The 21147-nt window shown below is 53.3% G+C and carries 20 protein-coding genes and 1 tRNA gene; 6 read left to right on the forward strand and 15 right to left on the reverse strand.

The features are described 5' to 3' along the window. Nucleotides 1-3 precede the first annotated feature (3 nt). From upp to preA, 4 genes are all read left to right on the forward strand, one after another. Nucleotides 4-639: a uracil phosphoribosyltransferase gene (gene upp / locus HOL66_05160; protein MBT5243612.1), complete on the forward strand. Its 636-nt coding sequence runs from the start codon at nt 4-6 to the stop codon at nt 637-639. A gap of 4 nt (nt 640-643) precedes the next feature. Next, nucleotides 644-1105 (forward strand): DMT family transporter, encoded by a 462-nt coding sequence (locus HOL66_05165; protein MBT5243613.1) that lies wholly within the window; start codon nt 644-646, stop codon nt 1103-1105. A 99-nt stretch (nt 1106-1204) separates the two neighbouring features. Beyond that, the gene (locus HOL66_05170) at nt 1205-2560 is read left to right on the forward strand and encodes an NAD(P)-dependent oxidoreductase (protein ID MBT5243614.1); all 1356 of its coding nucleotides are present in this window, start codon (nt 1205-1207) and stop codon (nt 2558-2560) included. A 1-nt stretch (nt 2561) separates the two neighbouring features. Continuing rightward, a complete protein-coding gene (gene preA, locus HOL66_05175) occupies nt 2562-3863 on the forward strand; it encodes an NAD-dependent dihydropyrimidine dehydrogenase subunit PreA (protein MBT5243615.1) in 1302 nt (433 codons plus the stop codon). Here the strand turns inward: preA and HOL66_05180 are convergent. From HOL66_05180 to HOL66_05215, 8 genes are all read right to left on the reverse strand, one after another. Beyond that, nucleotides 3860-4792, reverse strand: coding sequence for a sensor domain-containing diguanylate cyclase (locus tag HOL66_05180; GenBank protein ID MBT5243616.1), 933 nt, complete (start codon nt 4790-4792; stop codon nt 3860-3862). The genes preA and HOL66_05180 overlap by 4 nt on opposite strands. A 36-nt stretch (nt 4793-4828) precedes the next feature. Further along, on the reverse strand, nt 4829-5632 hold the full coding sequence (locus HOL66_05185; protein ID MBT5243617.1) for an HAD family phosphatase: 804 nt from the start codon (nt 5630-5632) through the stop codon (nt 4829-4831). A 60-nt stretch (nt 5633-5692) separates the two neighbouring features. Continuing rightward, complete coding sequence (locus tag HOL66_05190) at nt 5693-6040, reverse strand: fumarate reductase subunit D (protein MBT5243618.1); 348 nt, start codon at nt 6038-6040, stop codon at nt 5693-5695. A gap of 2 nt (nt 6041-6042) precedes the next feature. Then, a complete protein-coding gene (locus HOL66_05195) occupies nt 6043-6432 on the reverse strand; it encodes a fumarate reductase subunit C (GenBank protein MBT5243619.1) in 390 nt (129 codons plus the stop codon). Beyond that, nucleotides 6429-7172: a succinate dehydrogenase/fumarate reductase iron-sulfur subunit gene (locus HOL66_05200; GenBank protein MBT5243620.1), complete on the reverse strand. Its 744-nt coding sequence runs from the start codon at nt 7170-7172 to the stop codon at nt 6429-6431. The genes HOL66_05195 and HOL66_05200 overlap by 4 nt, the downstream gene beginning before the upstream one ends. Next, on the reverse strand, nt 7169-8923 hold the full coding sequence (frdA, locus tag HOL66_05205) for a fumarate reductase (quinol) flavoprotein subunit (GenBank protein ID MBT5243621.1): 1755 nt from the start codon (nt 8921-8923) through the stop codon (nt 7169-7171). The genes HOL66_05200 and frdA overlap by 4 nt, the downstream gene beginning before the upstream one ends. 111 nt (nt 8924-9034) lie before the next feature. Continuing rightward, a complete protein-coding gene (locus HOL66_05210; protein MBT5243622.1) occupies nt 9035-11329 on the reverse strand; it encodes a PAS domain S-box protein in 2295 nt (764 codons plus the stop codon). A 15-nt stretch (nt 11330-11344) separates the two neighbouring features. Next, on the reverse strand, nt 11345-12091 hold the full coding sequence (locus tag HOL66_05215; GenBank protein MBT5243623.1) for a transporter substrate-binding domain-containing protein: 747 nt from the start codon (nt 12089-12091) through the stop codon (nt 11345-11347). Nucleotides 12092-12373: 282 nt separating this feature from the next. Between HOL66_05215 and HOL66_05220 the strand changes: the two genes are divergently transcribed. Continuing rightward, the gene (locus HOL66_05220; protein ID MBT5243624.1) at nt 12374-12871 is read left to right on the forward strand and encodes a hypothetical protein; all 498 of its coding nucleotides are present in this window, start codon (nt 12374-12376) and stop codon (nt 12869-12871) included. 237 nt (nt 12872-13108) lie between these two features. Here HOL66_05220 and HOL66_05225 read toward each other — a convergent pair whose 3' ends face one another. The 7 genes from HOL66_05225 to HOL66_05255 form a co-directional block, all read right to left on the reverse strand. Beyond that, nucleotides 13109-14359, reverse strand: a complete 1251-nt coding sequence (locus tag HOL66_05225; GenBank protein ID MBT5243625.1) for a sodium:proton antiporter — start codon at nt 14357-14359, stop codon at nt 13109-13111. A gap of 204 nt (nt 14360-14563) precedes the next feature. Continuing rightward, nucleotides 14564-16396, reverse strand: coding sequence for a DEAD/DEAH box helicase (locus HOL66_05230; protein MBT5243626.1), 1833 nt, complete (start codon nt 16394-16396; stop codon nt 14564-14566). 406 nt (nt 16397-16802) lie between these two features. After that, nucleotides 16803-16879 (reverse strand) — tRNA-Met (locus HOL66_05235). A 102-nt stretch (nt 16880-16981) separates the two neighbouring features. Continuing rightward, a complete protein-coding gene (locus HOL66_05240; protein ID MBT5243627.1) occupies nt 16982-17575 on the reverse strand; it encodes a hypothetical protein in 594 nt (197 codons plus the stop codon). A gap of 141 nt (nt 17576-17716) precedes the next feature. Further along, nucleotides 17717-18721 carry an oxidoreductase gene (locus HOL66_05245; protein MBT5243628.1) on the reverse strand — a complete coding sequence of 335 codons (1005 nt, stop codon included), beginning with the start codon at nt 18719-18721 and terminating at the stop codon, nt 17717-17719. Then, entirely contained in the window at nt 18722-19969 is a 1248-nt protein-coding gene (gene ccrA / locus HOL66_05250) for a crotonyl-CoA carboxylase/reductase (GenBank protein ID MBT5243629.1), read from the reverse strand. 45 nt (nt 19970-20014) lie between these two features. After that, nucleotides 20015-20629, reverse strand: coding sequence for a TetR family transcriptional regulator (locus HOL66_05255; protein MBT5243630.1), 615 nt, complete (start codon nt 20627-20629; stop codon nt 20015-20017). A gap of 222 nt (nt 20630-20851) precedes the next feature. On the opposite strand from HOL66_05255, the gene HOL66_05260 reads away from it, so the two are divergent. Beyond that, nucleotides 20852-21147 (forward strand): ATP-binding cassette domain-containing protein (locus tag HOL66_05260; GenBank protein MBT5243631.1); only part of this gene is annotated, 296 nt, incomplete at its 3' end.

Below are 21147 nucleotides of genomic sequence, written 5' to 3' on the forward strand. Positions count from 1 at the left end.
ATCATGTCAGATAACGATGTCACCGTAGTCCACCATCCGCTGGTCCAGCACAAACTGACATTAATGCGCGACAAAACGACGCCGACGGCGCTGTTTCGCCAGTTATTGCGCGAGATCAGCCTGCTGCTCGCCTATGAAGTCTGTCGCGATCTGGAAATCAAGATGGTCGATACGGAGACGCCGCTTGAAACCTTCCCCTCACCGAAACTGGGCGGCAAAAAATTGTGCCTGATTTCCATTCTCAGGGCCGGCAATGGTTTGCTCGATGGCATTCTTGATTTGATCCCCTCTGCCCGCGTCGGTCATGTCGGGCTCTACCGTGACCCAGACACCCTTAAGCCCGTTGAGTACTATATGAAGATGCCCCACAGCCTGAACGAACGCTTGTGCATCGTTGTCGACCCCATGCTGGCGACCGGCAATTCGGCGGCCGCGGCGGTTCAGAAGGTCAAGGACGCGGGCGCCAAGAAGGTCAAATTCGTCTGTTTGTTGGCCGCCCCAGAAGGTATTAACAGCTTTCAGAAAGCCCACCCGGATGTGCCGATTGTGACAGCCGCCATTGACCGGGAACTCAATGATCACGGCTACATCATGCCCGGCCTGGGCGACGCTGGTGATCGCATGTACGGCACCAAGTAAGCCCATGGGATCTTTAACTTCGCTTGGAACATTTGCCCTGCTGGCTTTTATGTGCGGCGTCGTGCTGGTCACCCAACCGGGCTTCAACAGCACCTTATCGGCAAATATCGGCGGCCCGCTTAATGCGGCGACTGTTTCACTGTGCGTCAGCGCCGTTGTTGTTTCGCTTTTGCGGCTATTTGTAGCGCCTGAGTTTTCCTTTACAGCGGCCCTCGAAAAAACCCCTTACTGGGGTTGGCTGGGAGGTTTTCTGGGTGTCTTTTTTGTCGCCGCATCCATGTATGTGGCTCCTCGCCTTGGCGCTACTTCATTGATATCACTTGTTTTATGCGGTCAGATTATTGCCGCCCTGATCTACGATAAATTCGGCCTGTTTGGATATGGCGAACAACCGATCACCCAACTTCGGCTGCTGGGCGTCGCCCTGATCGTCGTTGGAACCGGACTTGTTCTGGTCAAACACTAGGTTTCTATTAAATCCGCACACATAAAAGACTTGACCGTTTGGTCAAGTTTATGTTTGATAGAGATCATCAGATAAAAATCGTCTTTGGGAGGGCAGATTATGGCTAACGCTTCAGCCGCGACGGGAATTTCAACAGGCCGCTTGCAAGCGCAAGAGTACGACAGCAATTTCAATGATCTGCATGATCCCCTTAACAATCATCAGGCAAGTATCGAGGCTTCGCGGTGTTATTTCTGTTTTGATGCGCCGTGCATGACCGCCTGCCCGACCAGCATCGACATCCCGCTTTTCATCCGCCAGATCACCACCGGCAATACCGGTGGCGCGGCCCGCACCATTTTCAACCAGAACATCATGGGCGGTATGTGCGCCCGTGTTTGCCCGACCGAAACCCTTTGTGAAGAAGCCTGCGTTCGAGCGACCGCCGAAGACAAACCCGTCAAAATCGGCCACCTGCAACGCTATGCCACAGACGCTTACATGGAAACCGGGGACCACCCCTTCAAGCGGGCGGCCCAGACAGGCAAAAAAATTGCTGTCGTCGGCGGTGGTCCCGCCGGCATGTCCTGCGCCCACAGGCTGGCATCCTTGGGCCACGCGGTCACTGTGTTTGAAGGCCGGGGCAAAACAGGCGGTCTTAACGAATTTGGCATTGCTTCCTACAAATCAACCAACAACTTCGCCGCCAGGGAAATTCAGTTCATCCTTTCCATTGGCGGCATCGAGGTCAAAACCGGCTCGATGCTGGGCAGCGGCCTTGACCTGAATGATCTGCGTGACGAATTCGACGCCGTGTTTCTGGGTTTAGGTCTGGGCGGCAGCAACGATCTGCGGCTTGACGGCGAAGACCTGGACGGAGTCATCAATGCCATCGATTACATAGCCGACCTACGCCAGGCCATCGATTTAGGCAAACTGCCCGTCGGTCGCAATATCGTCGTCATTGGTGGCGGAATGACCGCCGTGGATATCGCCGTGCAAACAAAGTTGCTGGGCGCCCAGGATGTGACCATCGTTTACAGGCGCGGCCAGGAACAGATGAAAGCCAGCCGGTATGAGCAGGAGCTGGCGCAAACCCGGGGCGTCAAAATCATTCACTGGGCCAAACCGTCTGAACTGGTCGCCGATGGCGACTCTGTCAAGGCGATCAGCTTTGAAGGCACTGAGTTGGACGGGCAGGGCAAACTGAACGGCACTGGTGAAACCTTTGAACTGGCTGCCGACATGGTCTTCAAAGCCATCGGCCAGATGTTCCTGAGCGATGCTTTCACAGGCAATGACGGGCCGAAACTGGAAAACGGGCGCATTTCAGTTGATGAGACAAGAAAAACATCCCTGCCCGATGTCTGGGCCGGTGGTGACTGCATTGATGGTGGCGATGATCTGACCGTCGCTGCGGTTGAAGACGGAAAAGTCGCCGCCATGTCCATCGATAAGTATTTGGGAGAGAAATAAAATGGCTGATCTAAGAAACAACTTCCTTGGCATTAAATCTCCCAACCCGTTCTGGCTTGCCTCGGCGCCACCGACAGACCGCGAAACCAACGTGGTGCGTGCTTTTAAGGCAGGTTGGGGCGGTGTTGTCTGGAAAACCCTTGGCGAAGAACCTCATGTGGTCAATGTCAACGGCCCGCGCTACGGAGCCCTTCATGGTGCTGATCGGCAGGTCATCGGCTTTAACAATATCGAGCTGATTTCCGACCGCCCGCTGGATGTCAATTTACAGGAAATCAAAAAGGTCAAACGCGAGTGGCCGGACAGGGCGCTGGTTGTTTCCCTTATGGTGCCGGTTACCGAAGCATCCTGGAAAGCCATTGTGCCGCTGGTTGAGGAAACCGAAGCGGATGGCATCGAACTTAATTTCGGCTGCCCGCACGGCATGTCCGAACGCGGCATGGGTGCGGCCATCGGCCAGGACCCTGAATACATTGAAAACATTGCCCGCTGGTGCAAGCAATCCACATCCATGCCGGTTATCGTCAAGCTGACGCCCAATATCACCGATATCCGCAACCCGGCTAAAGCGGCGCAAAAGGGTGGCGCCGACGCTGTCTCGCTGATCAACACCATCAATTCCATCATCGGCATTGATCTGGATGATATGGCCCCCAACCCCAGCACCGATGGCCAAGGTTCACACGGTGGCTATTGCGGCCCCGCCGTCAAGCCCATCGCCCTGAATATGGTTGCCGAAATTGCCCGTGATGCCGAAACCGCCAATTTGCCGATTTCCGCAATCGGTGGCATTTCCACATGGCGAGATGCGGCGGAATTTATCACCCTGGGTGCCGGCAATGTTCAGGTTTGCACCGCCGCCATGACCCATGGCTTCAAAATCGTCGAGGAAATGATCGATGGCCTGAACACCTGGATGGACAGCAAAGGCTATTCCAGTATTGATGATTTCAGGGGTGCGGCGGTTAAGAACGTCGTCGACTGGAAATATCTGAACATGAACTACGTGGTCAAGGCGCGTATTGATCAGGATAAGTGCATCCAGTGTGGTCGCTGCCACATTGTTTGTGAGGACACATCCCATCAGGCCATCTCGATTGAAAAAGACGGGATCCGTTATTTCGATGTCAAGGATGAGGAATGCGTTGGTTGCAACCTGTGCGCCAGTATTTGCCCCGTCGAAGGTTGTATCGACATGGTACAGATGACCGAAGGGGACGACCCCCGCACCGGCAAGCCGATTGTCATGGAGTACGCCAACTGGACAACCCATCCCAACAATCCCAGCGCCGGCGAAAGTTAGATTTCCAGCTTCTTGTCCTGATACATGGCCTGATCGGCGATGTTGATCAGTTCTTCAATATCCGCTGAATCCTGCGGGTAGCGACTAACGCCGATGCTGACGCTGACATCGTGATCCTTGCCATCGACGGTAAAGGGTTTATGGAAAACGCCTTGTAGTTTTTCGACCACCATATCCACCTCTGCCTCGGATTTAAAATCTTCCAGGATGGCGATAAATTCGTCGCCGCCGACACGGGCAACGGTATCAACACTGCGGATCGTGCGGGTCAGTCTTTCGGCAATGGCTTTCAGTACCTTGTCTCCAACCACATGGCCAAAACTGTCATTAACCGGCTTGAATTTATTGAGATCCATAAAGATCAGGGCAATCATGGTTTTGTGGCGACTCGCCCGGGCAATGGCTTCATCCAGACAGGTTTTGAACAACGTCCTGTTGGGCAGGCCGGTCAACACATCAAAATGGGCAAGCTGACGGATACGGTCGATTTCTCTGCGGTTTTCGGTAATGTCCCTGACCGTGCCGGTAAACTTTATCGCCTCGCCATCTTCACCGAAAAGCACATCACCGGTTTCGCGAAGCCACCTTATGGTGCCATTGGGCCAGATCACCCTGTACTCAATGTCCTGCGTATCTCGGCGCTTGATACATCTCTCTTCAGCTTCCTTGACCCGCTGCCTGTCTTCGGGATGAACGGCTTTGCCAAAAAGCTCATAGGACGGCGTAACCTCGCCCGGCTTATAGCCGAACATCGCGTATACCTCATCAGACCAATGCAAGGTTTCAGCCTCAAAAGATAAATCCCAGGTTCCGATATTGGAAAACGCCTGGCTTCTGCGATAACGCTCCAGTTCCTCCAACTCAGGCTTTTTACCATGCCAGCGCATCCAGCCGACGCACAACACAGCGCCGCAGACGAACCCAATCATGACAAGAAAAAGTTAAACATCATTGCGTCGATTATCTTATTTGTTCGTTTTGGTGGTTAATAAAAAATTGGCAAACTCCGCGAAGCCGGTGCCGCCTGATCCTTGGGTTACCCATGCCGGTTCGGTGCTTAATTGCCCTTCAAATTCCATAACGTTGGCAACACCGACCGACAGTGGAAAGAAGGCAAACATCGGTTGATCGTTGGGGGAATCGCCAACAAAAGCAATGCTCTGGGCTTCTTTGTCTATATCAATTTGAAAAATTTCAGCCAGGGCGGTTCGGGTCATCGCCAGTTTGTCGTAATTTCCAAACCAGCCATTGACATGGATCGAACTGACCTTGGCGATCGCGCCTTCCTCTTCAAAAATAGCGACGATGCGGGCAATATCTTCGGGCCCAAGGGCGTCAACATCTTCACAAAAATCGACCGCCAGATCGGCCTCGCGGTATGCCTGATCGGCTGAAATCGCCGCCCCGGGCACCTCCCTTAATATGCGCCCGCCAATCTGTTGCAGCTTGATTTGATCCTGCTGACGTTCGGCGTCACTGCGCCAGTAGCGGCGAACCATCTTGCGGGCGGCATCGTCATAATGAAAATAAAAAGCGCCGTTTTCGCCGACCACACCGTCAACCGGCCACATGCGGGCAATATGATCGCACCACCCGGCCGGGCGACCGGTAATCGGCATGACAATAAACCCCTGCCTGCGAAGGGCTTCCATGGCCCCGTATGCATCCGCCCCCAGACGGCCTTGCCAGGTCAGGGTATCGTCAATATCGCACAGCACGACCTTGATGGCCTTTAGGACATCCGGCGTACACTCTTTCAAAGGCTGCATAGAGTCTTTTCCCGCGACTGGTTATGAATGAGAGAATACTAACGAAGATCGGCGCTTGCCTCAAAGACTGAGTAAGGCATAGGCAGCAATCACGGTCGCAGCACTGGCCAGACCATAACAGACAATACTCACCAGACCATCTTCACGGACGCCGAAGTCATGGGCGGTGATGCGCAACCTGTGGGCGGCGTGCCAGGCAGGCAGGAAGATGGTCAGGAAGACGACCCCTTTTGCGATGGGATTTTCGATCAGACCCGACAGGCGCTCGTAGGATAGGGCCTCTGGCGGCAAAAAGCCGAAGGACAGCGCCAACCCGGTGATAACAATCATCACCGGCGTGACGAAGGCGGCAAAAGTGCCACCAGCGGCGAACAGCGACCAGACGATGGGTTTATTGGAACGGGCCATGGTTACACCCCCGCCAGGAAAAGAAGCAGCGCCGAAACCACGATCCAGCCGGCGTAGTGGGCACCGATAATGACGCTTCCGGGAACCTGGGTATCGCCAAATTGCAACGGCATCGCCTTGGGCGTGACGTTGAACCAGGTCGTCGTGTGGTAAAGAGCAAATGCCAGGGCGAGCAGATGGAAGACGATACTGACGGGTGTTTGAATGGCTTCAAGGAAACCGGCCCAGGCTTCAGCGCCTTCCGACAGGCGCAGCAATCCAACAACAACGACCCCGGTGTAAGCACCGATCAGCACACAGCTGACTTCACGCGCCATGTAGCGAATATAGCGCGGCTGGGCGAGCCACCATGAGGTGGAGGAAATCGTGCGGATATATGGATTGCGGCTCATTTATCCCTCCCCGGCGTGATCAGGTCCTGAAAATAGTCGAGCGTACTGGCGATCTTGGTCTGCTGGATGGCCCCGGCAGGGTCAACGTGTTCCGGGCAAACTTCCGAGCAGGCCCCAACAAAACTGCACTCCCAAATGCCTTCGTTGCTGGCGACAACATCGGCGCGGACTGAACGTCCGACATCACGGGAATCCAGATTATACCGATGCGCCAGCGCCAGCGCCGCCGGTCCGACAAACCCCTCGTTATGTGCGTACTGTGGACACGCGGAGTAACACAGCGTGCAGTTGATACATAAGGTGTACTGCTTGAACTTTTTAAGCTGGGCCGGGGATTGCAGGTACGAACCATCCTCGAGCGCTTTTTGCTCTACCGGAACAAGGTAGGGCTTGACGCTGCCCAGCTTGTTCATGAAATCATCCATGACAACGACCAGATCACGCTCAATGGGGAAATTTGCCAAAGGCTCGACCCGGATTTTGTCGGGCAGGTCGCGGATAAACGACTTGCACGACAAAGTCGGCTCGCCATTGATCATCATGCCGCAGCTGCCGCAAACGGCCATGTGACAGGACCAGCGGTGACTTAAGGTTCGATCCAGTTCGTCCTTGACGTAGTTGACGGCGTCGAGCACGACCCAGTCTTCCGGACAGGGCACCTGATATGTCTGGAAATGAGGTTCGCTGTCCTTATCCGGATCATAGCGCAGGATTTCAAGCTCGATTAACCGTTCGCTCATTTCTGTTTGCCCCCGTAAACCCGTTCGCCGGGTTGCGAACGTGTGATGATGACATCGCGGTAATCGATGCGCGGGTCGGCGCTGACATCGTAGTAGGCAAGAGAATGCTTGAGGAAGTTGTCATCGTCACGCTGTTCAAAATCGAGGCGCTGGTGAGAACCGCGCGACTCTTTACGTTCGAGAGCGGAGACGGCGATGGCCCCGGCGACGTCAATCATCGCACCCAGTTCCAGCGCCTGGATCAGGTCCGTATTGTAGACGTTGCTTTTGTCTTCCAGTTCAATGTTTGCAAAACGGTGACGGATGCCGACAAGCGTGGAACACGTTTGGCTCAGGGATTCTTCGGTCCGGTAGATGCCGGCCCCGGCTTCCATGGTTGTGTTCATTTCCCGGCGCAGGCCCGAAACGCTCTCGCCGCCGCCAGCGCTTTGATACAACCGGGTTACCCTGTCTTGAGCGCTTTGTGCCTGCTGACGGATGTCCGCTTCATCAACGTGGGATGTTTCCGCTGCCGCCAGTTTAGCGGCTGCCAGTCCGGCCCGTTTGCCAAAGACCAGAAGTTCGGTCAGTGAATTGGAACCCAGACGGTTAGCGCCGTTGATGCTGACACAGGCGCATTCACCGGCAACGAACAAACCCGTCAGGCTGGTCTTGGCATCAATGTCGCTGTCAATGCCGCCCATCGTGTAATGGACAACCGGACGCACCGGGATGGGTTCATGGACAGGATCAACGCCGACATAACTGATCGCCAAATCACGAACCAGAGGCAGCCGTTCGTCGATTTTCTTTTCGCCCAGATGGCGAATATCCAGATGGACAACGTCACCATGTGGCCCGCTAATGGTTCGCCCCTTTTGCTGCTCATGCCAGAACGCCTGACTTAAGCGATCACGGGGACCAAGCTCCATAGCCTTCTTGCGCGGCCATGGATCGGGCGGGCCCAGATTGTAATCCTGCAAATAACGATAACCATCCTTGTTGACCAGAATACCGCCTTCCCCGCGAGAGCCCTCGGTAATCAGAATGCCGGTGCCGGGAAGTCCTGTCGGATGATACTGGACGAACTCCATATCCTTCAAAGCGACCCCGGCCCGGTAAGCCATGGCCATGCCGTCGCCGGTTTTAATGGCGCCATTTGTTGTAAACGGGAATATCCGCCCGGCCCCACCGGTGGCGATAATCACCGCCTTAGCCCTGAACAGCCGCAATTGCCCGCTGCGCATTTCAATGGCAGCGACACCACGGGCATGGCCATCCACGACCAGAAGGTCAGTCGAATAAAATTCATCATATCGTTCGATAGAGGGGTATTTAAGCGAGGTCTGGAAAAGCGTGTGGAGCATGTGAAAGCCGGTCTTATCAGCCGCGTACCAGGTTCGCTCGACCTTCATGCCGCCAAACGGGCGCACCGAAACGCTGCCGTCCGCCTCGCGACTCCAGGGACAACCCCAATGTTCCAATTGGGTAAGTTCCCTGGGCGCTTCCTTGACGAACAAATCGACCGCGTCCTGGTCGCACAGCCAATCGCCACCGGCCACCGTGTCGTTGAAATGATTTTCAAAACTGTCTTCATCCTTGGCGACCCCGGCAGCACCGCCTTCAGCTGCGACAGTATGACTGCGCATGGGATAGACCTTGGACAACAAGGCAATTTTAACATCAGGACTGGTTTCGGCGATGGCAATGGCAGCCCGAAGCCCGGCGCCACCCGCACCGATAATAACAACATCTGTCGTTATCATTTCCATAACAACTGCTCCGGACAATTAGATACATGAACGCCCTAACCGTAGGGTAGGGGTCAAAATAATGAAATGATGTGCATCAAATTAAAAAATAAATATCGGGCGAAGGATTCTTCAGCTTGCCCTAACGACGCGATCAGGCGGCAATATTACAGTCACTGTTGTGCCTTCATCCTTTTCGCTTTTTATGGAGAACGTGCCGCCGTGCAAATCGACCAGTGAATTGGTCAATGGCAATCCAAGTCCCGTCCCTTCTTCTTTACGGTTAAGACCACCGTCAACCTGACCGAATTCACGCATCGCCGTCTGCAAACCCTTGTCATCCATGCCAATCCCGGTGTCTTTGACCGACATCATCATGCCGCCATCATTGTTGATACGGGCGCTCAGGGTGACGCTTCCGCCGGGCTTGGTAAACTTGACGCCATTACTCAACAGATTCAGCAGGATTTGCTTCATGCGGCGTTCGTCGACGAAAACGTTGGGAAACTCCGAATCGATATCTGTAATCAGGGAAACCTTGCCGCTGTTTGCCCTTGGGGTGATCAGGCGTACGGTTGATTTGGCCAGATGTATGAAGGAAATCTCTTCTTCCTGAAGGTGAACTTTTCCGGCCTCAATGGCCGACATGTCGAGGATATCGTTGATCAAATTGAGTAAATGATTGCCCGATTCATTAATATCACCCGCATATTCCATGTACTTGTCATTTTCCAGCGGACCGAAGAGCTGCCCCAGAATGGCTTGCGAAAAGCCAATGATCGCATTGAGCGGGGTACGCAGCTCGTGGCTCATATTGGCTAACAGTTCGGTCTTGGCCCGGTTGGCCAGTTCGGCACGCCGGGTTGCTTTTAGCAGGTTGTATTCGGCCTCTTTCCTTACGGAAATATCTTCGTGGGTTGCGACAAAATGCGTGATCTCGCCGTCTTCGCTCTTGATGGGCGAAATATTGGCGTTGGCCCAAAACAAAGTGCCGTCCTTGCGCGTATCCTGAATTTCGCCACGCCAGGTTTCGCCGTTGGTAATGGTTTCCCAGATTTCCTTGTGGACATACGGGGCCGTTTCAGCGGATTTCAAAATACGCGGGTTTTGGCCAACGGCTTCGTCTGTCTCAAAAAGGGTCATCTTGGTGAAGATGTCGTTGACGTATTGGATATTTCCCTGATTGTCGGTGATAAACACCATGCTGGGGTTTTGTTGAATGGCCGATGACAGAACACGCAATTGATCATTTGCTTTTTTGATACGATCCTCGGCTTCAATTTGCTGGGTGATGTTGGTCCCGATGCCCCGGTAACCAATAAACACACCCTTTTCGTCAAAAGCCGGTTTTCCACTGATGCGAATGTGTGTTATCCCGCCTTCATTGTTCTTCATTTGGTAACAGAAATCCCGGAATGGCCGCTGATTTTGCAAATCATCCATGTGCTGGATGCGGATTTCATCATCATCGTCGGAAAAAAATTCGTTGCGATGGCGACCGATAACGGAATCCAGATCAAGTGCGCCATGAGTCTTGGCGGTATGAGAAATATAGGTGAAGCGAAGCTCCGCATCCATTTCCCACATCCAGTCTGATCCGGCTTCTGCAATGTCGCGCAGTCTATCTTCGCTTTCTGCGAGTTGTTTTTCCGTGCGTTTATGCTCTTCAATTCTATCGCTCAGTTTTTGGGTGCGATCCAGTACCCGGCTTTCCAATTCATCGTTCAGATCACGAACTTCGGTAAAACTGTCATAGAGTTTTTTTTGCATGTTGTTAAAGGCATCGACGAGTTCATCAATTTCATCGTGCTGATTAAGCAATGCCCCGCGCTCGACAGTCACAGGATCGGGCTTTATAGAAAAATCGAAGCCACGGGTAGCATTGGCGATGACGTCCAGATGACGGGTCAGCAACCAATAGACAAGGCTATACATGAAGACCGCGACCAGAAATGTCTTGATGGCGTTTGAAACGAGGATCAGCCAAACCCTGTCGAAAACACGACCGTAAACTTCACTGAGGCCCGCCGTGACTTCCAGGACACCTATGTCATGAACGGCGCCACGAAATTTATAACTCAGGGGATATTCTCTTATAATCACGTTTTCATCATTGACGATGCCTTGGGCGGCCAGGACAACGCCATTTTCATCGCGGATTTCCGAATGAATGAAATTGGGAAATTCAATAATCCCGCCGATGAGCAAGTCCAGCCTTCCGGTGTCGGCCTCCCAGACATTTTCGGAGACCGAATTAATGTAACTTTTTTCCACCTGATCGAAACGCATCTCGATGGCGCTGATATCACGGCCATATTCCGTATAAAGCTGTATGGCCGTCGTCACGATTGTGATCAGCGAGGAAAACACGACCATAGCCGCGATGATCTTCCAGGCGATTTTGTTTGGGTGGGAAAGATTCAACATGATGTTGTCGGGCGACTAACGACCTGCCTCGCTTAAAGGGGTCAATATTTCGTCAAATATTTTTCGGTATGTTCCATCGGCCTTCATATCCTTCAGCGCCTGGGCCAATTTAGGCACCAGGTGGGCATGTTCCTTGTGCATGTACATGTACATGTCGACACTGGCCAGGGGCGGCTCATGGACTTTCACCTTAACGCCGGTGCTGGCGGCCCGTGAAAAACCCTGCCAGCGTTCATAAAGCACAACATCGAGCCGTTTTTTGTCCAGCATGGTGAACATCTGCGAGGGTTCCTTGAGCGTGGTGCTTTCCTGCTCTGCAACCAGATTGCGCTCGAAAATCTGCCAACCGTTGATATAGCCGACAACGTAAGGAAGCAGGCTGTCCCAGCTGTCTGTTGTTAAATCGAGACCACGGGAATAGGCGACAAAATCATTCTCGATCAGGCGTTCGGGAATGCGCACCAGATTGGGAAATTTTTTTTCCAGTCCGGCAATTCGCATGGCGACACCATGATCGACATTATTATTGGCGTTAAGCAGGGCGCGCGCCGACGCTTCATAGATTTCAACCTTGCCTTTAAGGCCGATGCGACGAAAAACCTCGGCAACGACCCTGTCCTGAAAGCCATCGCGGGCACTGGTGGCGTAGGGGGGGCCGGTGCTGGTATTTAAGATATAAACTTGCTCATCAGCGTGCGCACCGGGAATGTTCGCAACGATGAAAACAAACAGAGAAAACGCCAAAAAATTTCGATTAAACAAGTAAATTCTCCAGCTGCAAGGCGATATCCCCCTGATATCTCCGGTGCCAGATGTGACAGTATACACACAACACAGGTTGGAGAATACCGATCTGAATTTACGTAATTCTGGCCCCAGGACACCTTTATATTACAATAGATTTATATTAACGGGGTTCTTCAATCAACCGGGTAGCAAATTATTAACCAATTTTCCCGATACTTTCTGCCCTGACCAACACGCATGGGGAAATTATTGGCGTGATTGGCAACGGAAACGTTAATCAGCGAGAAAGGGCCTCGCATGAGCGACGAAAGCGGAAACCAAAACGCAGCAGAAACGCCAAGTCACGGTGACGAACGTCGCAAGGGCGGTCGTCGCCATGATGACCGGCGTCAAGGTGATCGCCGTCAGGCGACAGATCCGGCTGACGAAATTGCCCGTAAACTCGAAGCCAGCAAACAGAAACAATTTGAGGAAAAGCGCCGGGTTGAAGGCGCCCAGGCCGAACGTCGCAACCAGGACCGCAGGCGCGTTTCCGAACGCCGCAAACAAATCCTCAGCGAGGAAGAAGATAACCTGGCCAAAGAGAAGGAAGAGGCCGAAGCCAGGAGGCTGAAAAAGCGAAATAAAAAGGCCAAAAGGCGGGTCACCGATCGCAAAGCCAGGAAAAAGCGCCGCCGCGCCACCATCAAAAAAATCATCGGCTGGATTGTCCCCATGATCTACCTGACCCTGCTCTTCGGGATCATTTACGGCGTCGTCGTCTACTGGCCCCAATTCGCCAAAATGCTCAAGTAAGGCAGCAAGGGCATCGACGCAATCCGCGTAGCCCATGAAAACCGGGTTTTGAAATTAAAAAATCCTCAATTTTCCTAAGAAAATCAAGGGCTGAAAATGGTAGCCGAGGAGGGATTTGTTCAAGATCCTACAAACGCTCTAATACGAAGGGAAGTGTAGAAAATGCCTGCTTTTAGGGGTAAAGCGGACGTTTTTTCGAACAGGTGTTTAGGTCTGCTCCTGACCCAAAGCGGGCATTCAACGGACCATCCTTTTAACCAATGGTTTTACGGTCAGACCCTGGACGATTATCGAAAACAGGACGACGCCATAAGTGATGCTCAGAATGGCGGGCTTGTATTCAATGTCCGGCAGGGACAAGGCAAGGGCAACCGCGATGCCGCCGCGCAGTCCCCCCCATATCAACACCGGCACGGCGCCCTTGGTGAAAGTTTTCCAGCGCGAGAGGATTGCGATAGGGATGGTGACACTGAGCGCCCGGGCAAAGAGCGTCACGGGGATGGCCAGGAGGGCAACATCCAAAAGGTCGATGCTTTCGGCGACGACCAGCACTTCCAGGCCGATAAGCAGAAACAGGACTGAATTAAGGATCTCGTCGATCAGCGTCCAGAACGTCAGCACATAGTCACGGGTTTGCTCGCTCATGGCGTATTTAACGCCCCGGTTGCCGATAAACAGGCCAGCGATCACCATGGCAATCGGTCCGCTCATATGCAGATAGAGGGCTAACGCATAAGTGACCATCACCAGCGCCAGCGTGATTAGAACTTCGAGGCTCGGATCATCGATCCCGTACATGGCGCGGTAACCGATGTATCCAGCGGCCAAGCCCAGGACCGCGCCGCCAACCGCTTCGGTAAAGAACAGTTCGATGATTTCGATCGCTCCCATGTCGCCGCCCTGTTCGCCACCGGCAAGAGCGATCGCCACGACGACCGTAAAGACGACTACGCCGATCCCATCATTGAACAGCGATTCACCGGCCATCTTAGCCTGTAGGGTGTCGGGGACCTCGACGGTTTTGAAAAGACTGAGAACCGCGACCGGATCGGTGGGGCTGATCAACGCGCCGAATACCAACGCCCAGATAAAGGGGAACTCAATCTCAAACAATCCCAACAGGAACCACATCACCGTCCCAACCACGAAGGTCGAAATCAAAGTGCCAAGACACGCCATTACGCCGATTGTTAAACGCCGGGTCTTGATGGCGGAGAAATCGGCATGCAAGGCACCGGCAAACAACAGGAAGCTCAGCATCCCGTGCATCAGGGTTTCATTGAAATCGATTTGACGAAGTACGCCGGTGACCTTCTGAGCAATGTGAACGGAGGGTTGGATCAGATCAAATCCGATAATCGACAGCGAAGCAGCAAGCGCGATCACCACCAGCCCGATCGTGTGTGGCAGGCGCAAAAACCGGTGATTGATATAGCCGAACAAGGCAGAAAGCCCCACAAGGATCGCACTAATGCTGAATATGCTCATCGTTCCCTTTTTCTCATTCTTTAACGAACTTCGTCGGCAACACCCCCTGATCCTACAACATTTCAGGAAGGGTATCGGAATGTTCGCTTTTAGGCGGTAGAGCGGACGTCATTTCAAGTGGGTGATTAGGTCCGGAAATGACCCAAAACGGACACTGTTGATTAATGTCGCTCATGACTGTGTCACCACCTCCGTTTCCAACTATCATGCCGTCAAATGATCGGTGGCGTTGAAATAGGGTAAGCTGTCATGTGAAGAGCAGCCAAGCATGGCGAGCCTTTCAGCAATTTTGATAGCCTTTTGGTATTTGCGTTCATTTTCAGCAGGCGTGTGGGTTTGGAATGCAATGCCGCAAAGTGAAATTCCATAATGGGCATGTACGGTTCTAATTTGATTGCCGGCGAGCATGCCATCTGCGATGAGCGAGAGTTCAAAATCTTCCTGTTTTTTAATCCAGAATTTATTTTTCACCATATAGGTACGGATATGCGTTTCTGCTGCCAAGGCCGCGTCCCAATAATCGGATTCTGATTTTGTCTCATCGCCCGAAACCTCTGCGAAAGCCATACAAAAAACGAGAAATATCTTTTCTTTATCGGTTGCTGATTTCCATGCCGTCCCGCCGAGGCTTTCCCAAATAGACAGGTTCATCTCGCCATAAACTTTTGGCGCCCGCTCAAAGAACAGCCGGTGCAAGCCGCCTTCGTTCAGCGAACTTGCGAGTTTCTGCTCCTTGTAGATATCGGTTGCCGCATAAGTGCCACAGACAGGACAGGTGTCATCTTCATAGGCATTTTTCTTGTAAATGTGAGAGCAGCGCGTTTTATTCGCCAATTCATTTTTACACAGCAAATAAGTATCGGAGACTTCTTCACCGTCTTGCTGTCGACCGATCCAATTAAACCGGTTCATGTACTTCATATGAGAACGTCGTGTGCTCCAAAGGCTCCATTCTAATTTTTCCACTGGACCAAATGTGCTCCAGTTTGAGCTAACATCGATGACAATGCATTTGTCCTTGCCCGGTGCCGAACGCAATCCACGTCCCACTGACTGGCCCCACAGCACCTTCGACAAGGTAGGGCGAAGATGGACGATGATGTTGCAATAGGGATTATCCCAGCCCTCCGCGAGCACTCCCACCGATACCATGGCCTCAATGTCGCCGCGTTCGTGGCGGGCCAAAAGCTTCATTCGCTCCTTGATCGACGTCCCGGCGGTGATGATCGTGGCCTTGATGCCGAATTGCTGTATTTTGTGCAATGTTACTTCCGCAACACTGATATCGGCGCAGAACCAGGCCGAGATGGGTTTCCCTGAAACCTTTAATCGCTCTTCGTTATAACTCCATGTCGCATAGTCGATCATCGATGATTTGATGATTGCAGGAGCCAGTTTAGTGACCGGAAAATCACCCGAACTGATATCAATGCTATCCAGGTCCAGGTCATGCACAAAATGGGGCCGGTAGACCGGGTGCACCAGAACACCCTCTTCAATTAAGTCCTCAATATTTGCACAATCGATAATGGTATCGAAGGCAAGATTAAGCTGGTCACGCTGATCGTTTGTTATTCGTTCAGGCGAAGCTGTCAGCCCTATAAAGTGAGCCTCGGCTTTACCGTTCTCGTTGAAATTATCAATGATCCGTTTGTAGGCTGTTCCATTGGGCGATACACGGTGCGCCTCGTCGACAATGATGAGATCGGCCTTCGATATAGCGTCCGCTAACATCTCCTTGGCGCGCATATTTGTCGAGAGCAAAATATCGTAACCCTCAAAAGCATGCCCCGTGTCGGAAGTTGCTAACTTGCGAACAGTGTGTTTCTTGCTGAGAGCCTTTTCGAGTTGTTCCAACAGCACAAGTCGGTGGCAGAGAACGACAATCTTCTTGTCCTTATAGAACCGCTCCACAATCTCGCTCGCGAGCACGGTCTTGCCTGCGCCAGTTGGCGCTTTCAGGATAAATCTGCGGTATTGACTAATAATCGACGGGAATTTATCGATGATTTTTTGTTGCCAGTTCCTGAGATGCATTGAAAGCCCAAAATAATGAATGGATGAACGCGTCCCCTGAAAGGGGGGTGCCAGGGAAAATTAGCGTGAGTTGGGAACGATCCTTACGTCGCCTCTATTGAGGCAAAACACAATCGGACACCTTATACTTAATTATACCTCAGATTCACAACGTATTTTCGAAACCGCCATTTTCTCACAGATATCAATGTCCGCTTTGAGGGCGTTAGCAGACATTGAGGCTTAAACCTTTCATGCCCCCGTTATTTCTGATTAAACCTGTTGCTAAGTCGCAGGTATTCGTTATCGAAGAACGGACAATCATAAGGGTTTGTCTAGAAACCGTTACACCGGGGTGCTCCACATGCAACAGAGGCGGCTTAATAGCCGCCTCGTGAACCCGTTGAAATCCAGGCATTATGGAATTTGGTAGCGGAGGAGGGACTCGAACCCCCGACACGCGGATTATGATTCCGCTGCTCTAACCAGCTGAGCTACTCCGCCATTATGTCCTGCCGCCCTTATCGGGGGCGGCGGAGAGAGGGATATAGGGCGAAAGACAGAGGGGTGTCAAGCGGACTGACGGCCCCTAAGCAGCCGTCGCTTTTACAGGGTTCCCGTTTCCACCGGAATCAGCGGCTGGGCGGCGGGAGCCGGTTGCAGGGGCGGGCTGGCCGATGCCAGGGGTTCGATGGTCAAATCAACAGCCACAGGAACACTTGCCGGAACCGGGGCCGGAACAACAGCAACCGCCACCGGTTTATTGACCAGTTCAGGCTTGCCAAAGATCGAGCGCATCAGGCCATCCATGAAGGAAACGTCTGCGCTTTCAGGCGGGCTCGCAGCCAGTGTCGCTTGCGCCGCTTCAGCTTTGAGACCTGTGTCCTTCGCCGGTGCTGCCTGGGGAACGGGCTCCGGGTCCTTGACCCAGTAATCAATCATTTTGGGTGCCTTGGGCGCAGCGTAATCAGGCGCGTCCGGGGCGTCATAGGTTCTGGGCGCGGGGCCGTAGAAATTAACCAGGCGGCGGGAATCGCTGTACTTTGGTTCCTTGTAGCACTGCACTGAACCGATGGATTTATAGCAATAGACAGGCTCGAAATCCTCAACCTGTTGTTCATACTGGGTCATATTGCTGCAAGCTGCCAGCAAGGTTATGGCGAATAATGTGACGGCAAGCCCTGAAATTCGTTTCAGCATCTGTTCTCTCCCGATGTCCCGCGAGGGGCCCAATTGCGCCCTCACCTTAAAAAACAATGCAAATCGGGGGCCAGAATCAGAAAAAAGCCCATGCCCCGGCATTTGCGGGACAAGGACCTTTTTGAATCAAGGACTTAAAGATCAGCCGTTAACGTCGATAATGGTCCGTCCACGGACCTGACCCTGGAGAATTTTGCCGCCCAGGTCGATTGTATCGGCAAGTCCGACCCGGTTAATCATGGATTCCAACTTTTCTGTAGGGAGCTCCCTGGCCAGCCTTGCCCAGGCTGCCTGTCGCCGATCCAGCGAGCAGGTGTTGGAATCGATACCCAACAAATTAATGCCGCGCAGCAGGAACGGGATGACCGTCGCCGTAAACTTGATGCCACCGGCGTTGCCGACGGAGGCGCAACCGCCCCAGTAAGCCAGCCCGGTGAGAATATTGCCCAGTTGATCACCACCGACATTGTCGATAATGCCGGACCAGCGTTCCGTGGCCAGCGGGCCGCGTGGCGCTTCGGCCAGTTCGGCCCGATCAATGATGCTCGTGGCGCCCAGGGCGGTCAGGTAGTCATGGGTTTCGGCCCGGCCTGTCGAGGCCGCAACCCGGTAACCGAGCCCGGAAAGCACGGCGGTGGCGATGGAACCGACGCCGCCAGCCGCCCCGGTAATCAGCACATCGCCCTTGTTATCAGGGCTCAGGCCGTGTTCTTCCAGTGTCATGATTGCCAGCATCGCCGTCAGTCCCGCAGTGCCAATGGCCATGGCGTGTTCCAAAGACATGCCGTCCGGCAACGGCACCAGATGTTCCGCCATGACCCGCGTTTTCGTCGTAAGCCCACCCCAATGGAGTTCGCCAAAACGCCAACCGGTCATGATGACGTCATCTCCGGGTTTGAAATTGGCTGAGTCAGACGCGATGACGGTGCCCGAGCAATCAATGCCCGGAATATGCGGATAATCCCGCACGATCCGACCCAGACCGGCCAAAATCATGCCGTCCTTGTAATTCAGCGTCGAATATTTAACGGCGAGCGTGACATCACCATCAGGAAGCTGATCATCGTTCAATGTTTGGATAGAGGCATTCACGGCCCCGCCATCCTGCTCCAGCAAAATGGCGGTAAATTGATTGTCGTCGGTCATTTAGGACGCACCCTGCCCTTTTTCAGTGGCGTTCACAAGGCAGGCCATGTTGCCGTAGGGGTGCTTGTTGTCGTGCATCAGTTGATGGGCGTGGCCAATCTCATCAAACGAATAGGTTTCAGAAAGACAAGGGTCCATCTGTTTAGCGAGGACCAGATCATTAACCGCTTTGGCCTGATCGTCGTTGGCAAGGTGGGACCCCTGGAAGCGCTTTTGCATCATCCAATGATAACGTAAATCCATGGTCACGTTGTAGCCGCTGGTGCCGGCGCAAATAACGACCATGCCGCCAGTATCACAAACGAAATCAGAGGTCGGCAAAGTCGCTTCACCGGGGTGTTCAAAAACGATTTTCGGGCTTTTGCGTTCACCAACAGCTTCCCAGATGGCCTTGCCAAAGTTCCGGGCACCCTTGGCCCAGGCACCCCATTCATCTGACGCAGTGTCCGGCATGGGACCCCAATGATCAAAGTCGTTTCGATTGATCACCCCAACGGCCCCGTTATCCAGGCAGAACTGCTTTTTATCCTCGTCGGAAACAACGGCGACCGGCAGGCCGCCCTTGGCTTTGACGATCTGCAAGGCAAGCGATCCAAGGCCACCGGTAGCACCCCAGACCAGAACAACATCGCCTTCTTCAATAGTGTGTGGCGCCCATCCCATCAGCATGCGATAGGCGGTTGAAGCGCACAGCAAATAACACGCACTTTGTTCCCAGGTCAGGTGCTGCGGGCGCGGTTGGCACTGGTGTGACTGGGCTTTTGCAAACTGGCAGTATGAGCCGTAGTTGGTCTGATAGCCCCAGATACGTACTGACGATGCCAGCATCGGGTCTTTGCCTGAAAGCACCCATGGGTCTTCAGGCTCCCACCATCCGGAATGAACAACGACTTCGTCACCGATCTTTACATTTTCTACCTCCTCGCCAATCGCCCAAACGATGCCTGAGCAATCGGAGCCGCCAGCATGAAAGTCCTCGGGTTCACCTTTCTTTTGGCGGTCGGCAATAACATCGACAGGATAGCCAAGCGCCGCCCACACGTTGTTGTAATTGATGCCCGTCGCCATGACGTAAACCAGCACGTCCTTGGGGCCAATTTCAGGCACCGGAATGACCTCACGCTGCCAGGCGTCTTCAGGTACGCCAAAACGGTCTTGGCGAACCAGAAAGGCATGCATGTTTTCCGGCACGACGCCAAGTTCGGGTTTTTCGCCTAAGGCGACTATTTCTGGTCGTTCGCTTGTCATGGGTCTATTCCTTATTCCTAAGTAACGGGTTTCAGTAGGGATGATTTAGCGGGGAAGTCCCGCAAAAAAAGTGTCCGCAAAAAGATCAACCGGGCTGGTGTTGCGAACCAGTTTGGTGCGAAGGATCGCACCTTCCCAACCGATCCAGAAAAATGCCGCCAATTTGGCGCAATCAGCACCGGACGATAGCTCTCCCAAGGCGACGGCTTCTTTCAGGCATCGCTCGACACGCGATTGCCAGTCCAGGAAGACATCGTCTAGCGGTGCGCGGAATTCTTCGTGAGTGCCAGCCAATTCCTGTCCCATGTTGCCGATCAGGCAACCACGCTTGAATTCAAAACGCCTGAGGCCGTCCTTGCCGTCTTCGACAAAATCCCGAAGCCGCTGCAGCGGGGAACGGGTTTCATCGAGCAACCAACGGTCCAGCTTGTGGGCGAAGTAGGCGGCGTATCCGTCAATCACGGCCCGTCCAAAATCGTCCTTACTTGAAAAATAGTGATAAAACGATCCCTTGGGCACACCAACCTTCCTTAACACTTCGTCAAGGCCGGTGCTGGCGAAGCCCTTTTCGGTCAAAATCTCTATGCCGGAACGCACCAGCCGCTCACGGGTTTCAAGGCCCGAGCCGTCAGTCTTGGGGGGCCGCCCTGGGCCGCGCATGGGATTGTCTATGACAGTCACAGTGAAAATTTTAGACCGGTCGTCTAGAAAATGTCAAATTAATCATGATGCCCGGTCTTGACAGATTGGTCTGCGGCCTTTTGACTGTCTGAATAACAATGAATTCAAGGGAGCCGCCGGTTGGAAGCATCAACACCTGCTATCGATGTTCATGACATTCATAAAAGCTTCGGCAATGTCGAAGTTCTTAAAGGCGTCTCCATGACCGCCCACAAGGGTGACGTGATCTCGATGATGGGTTCATCCGGATCAGGCAAAAGCACCTTCCTGCGCTGCCTGAATTTGCTGGAAATTCCAAACGCCGGCACCGTCACCGTAAACGGCGAAGTGATTGCCATGACCAAAACCAAGAGCGGCCAACCCGAACCCGCCGACCAGAAACAAGTGGCGCGGATCAGAACCAAGCTGGGCATGGTTTTCCAAAACTTCAATCTGTGGTCCCACATGACGGTACTGGAAAACGTCATCGAAGCGCCGGTTCACGTCCTGAAAGTGCC

Source organism: Rhodospirillaceae bacterium (genome assembly GCA_018662005.1).
Classification (GTDB): Bacteria; Pseudomonadota; Alphaproteobacteria; order Rhodospirillales; family JABHCV01; genus JACNJU01.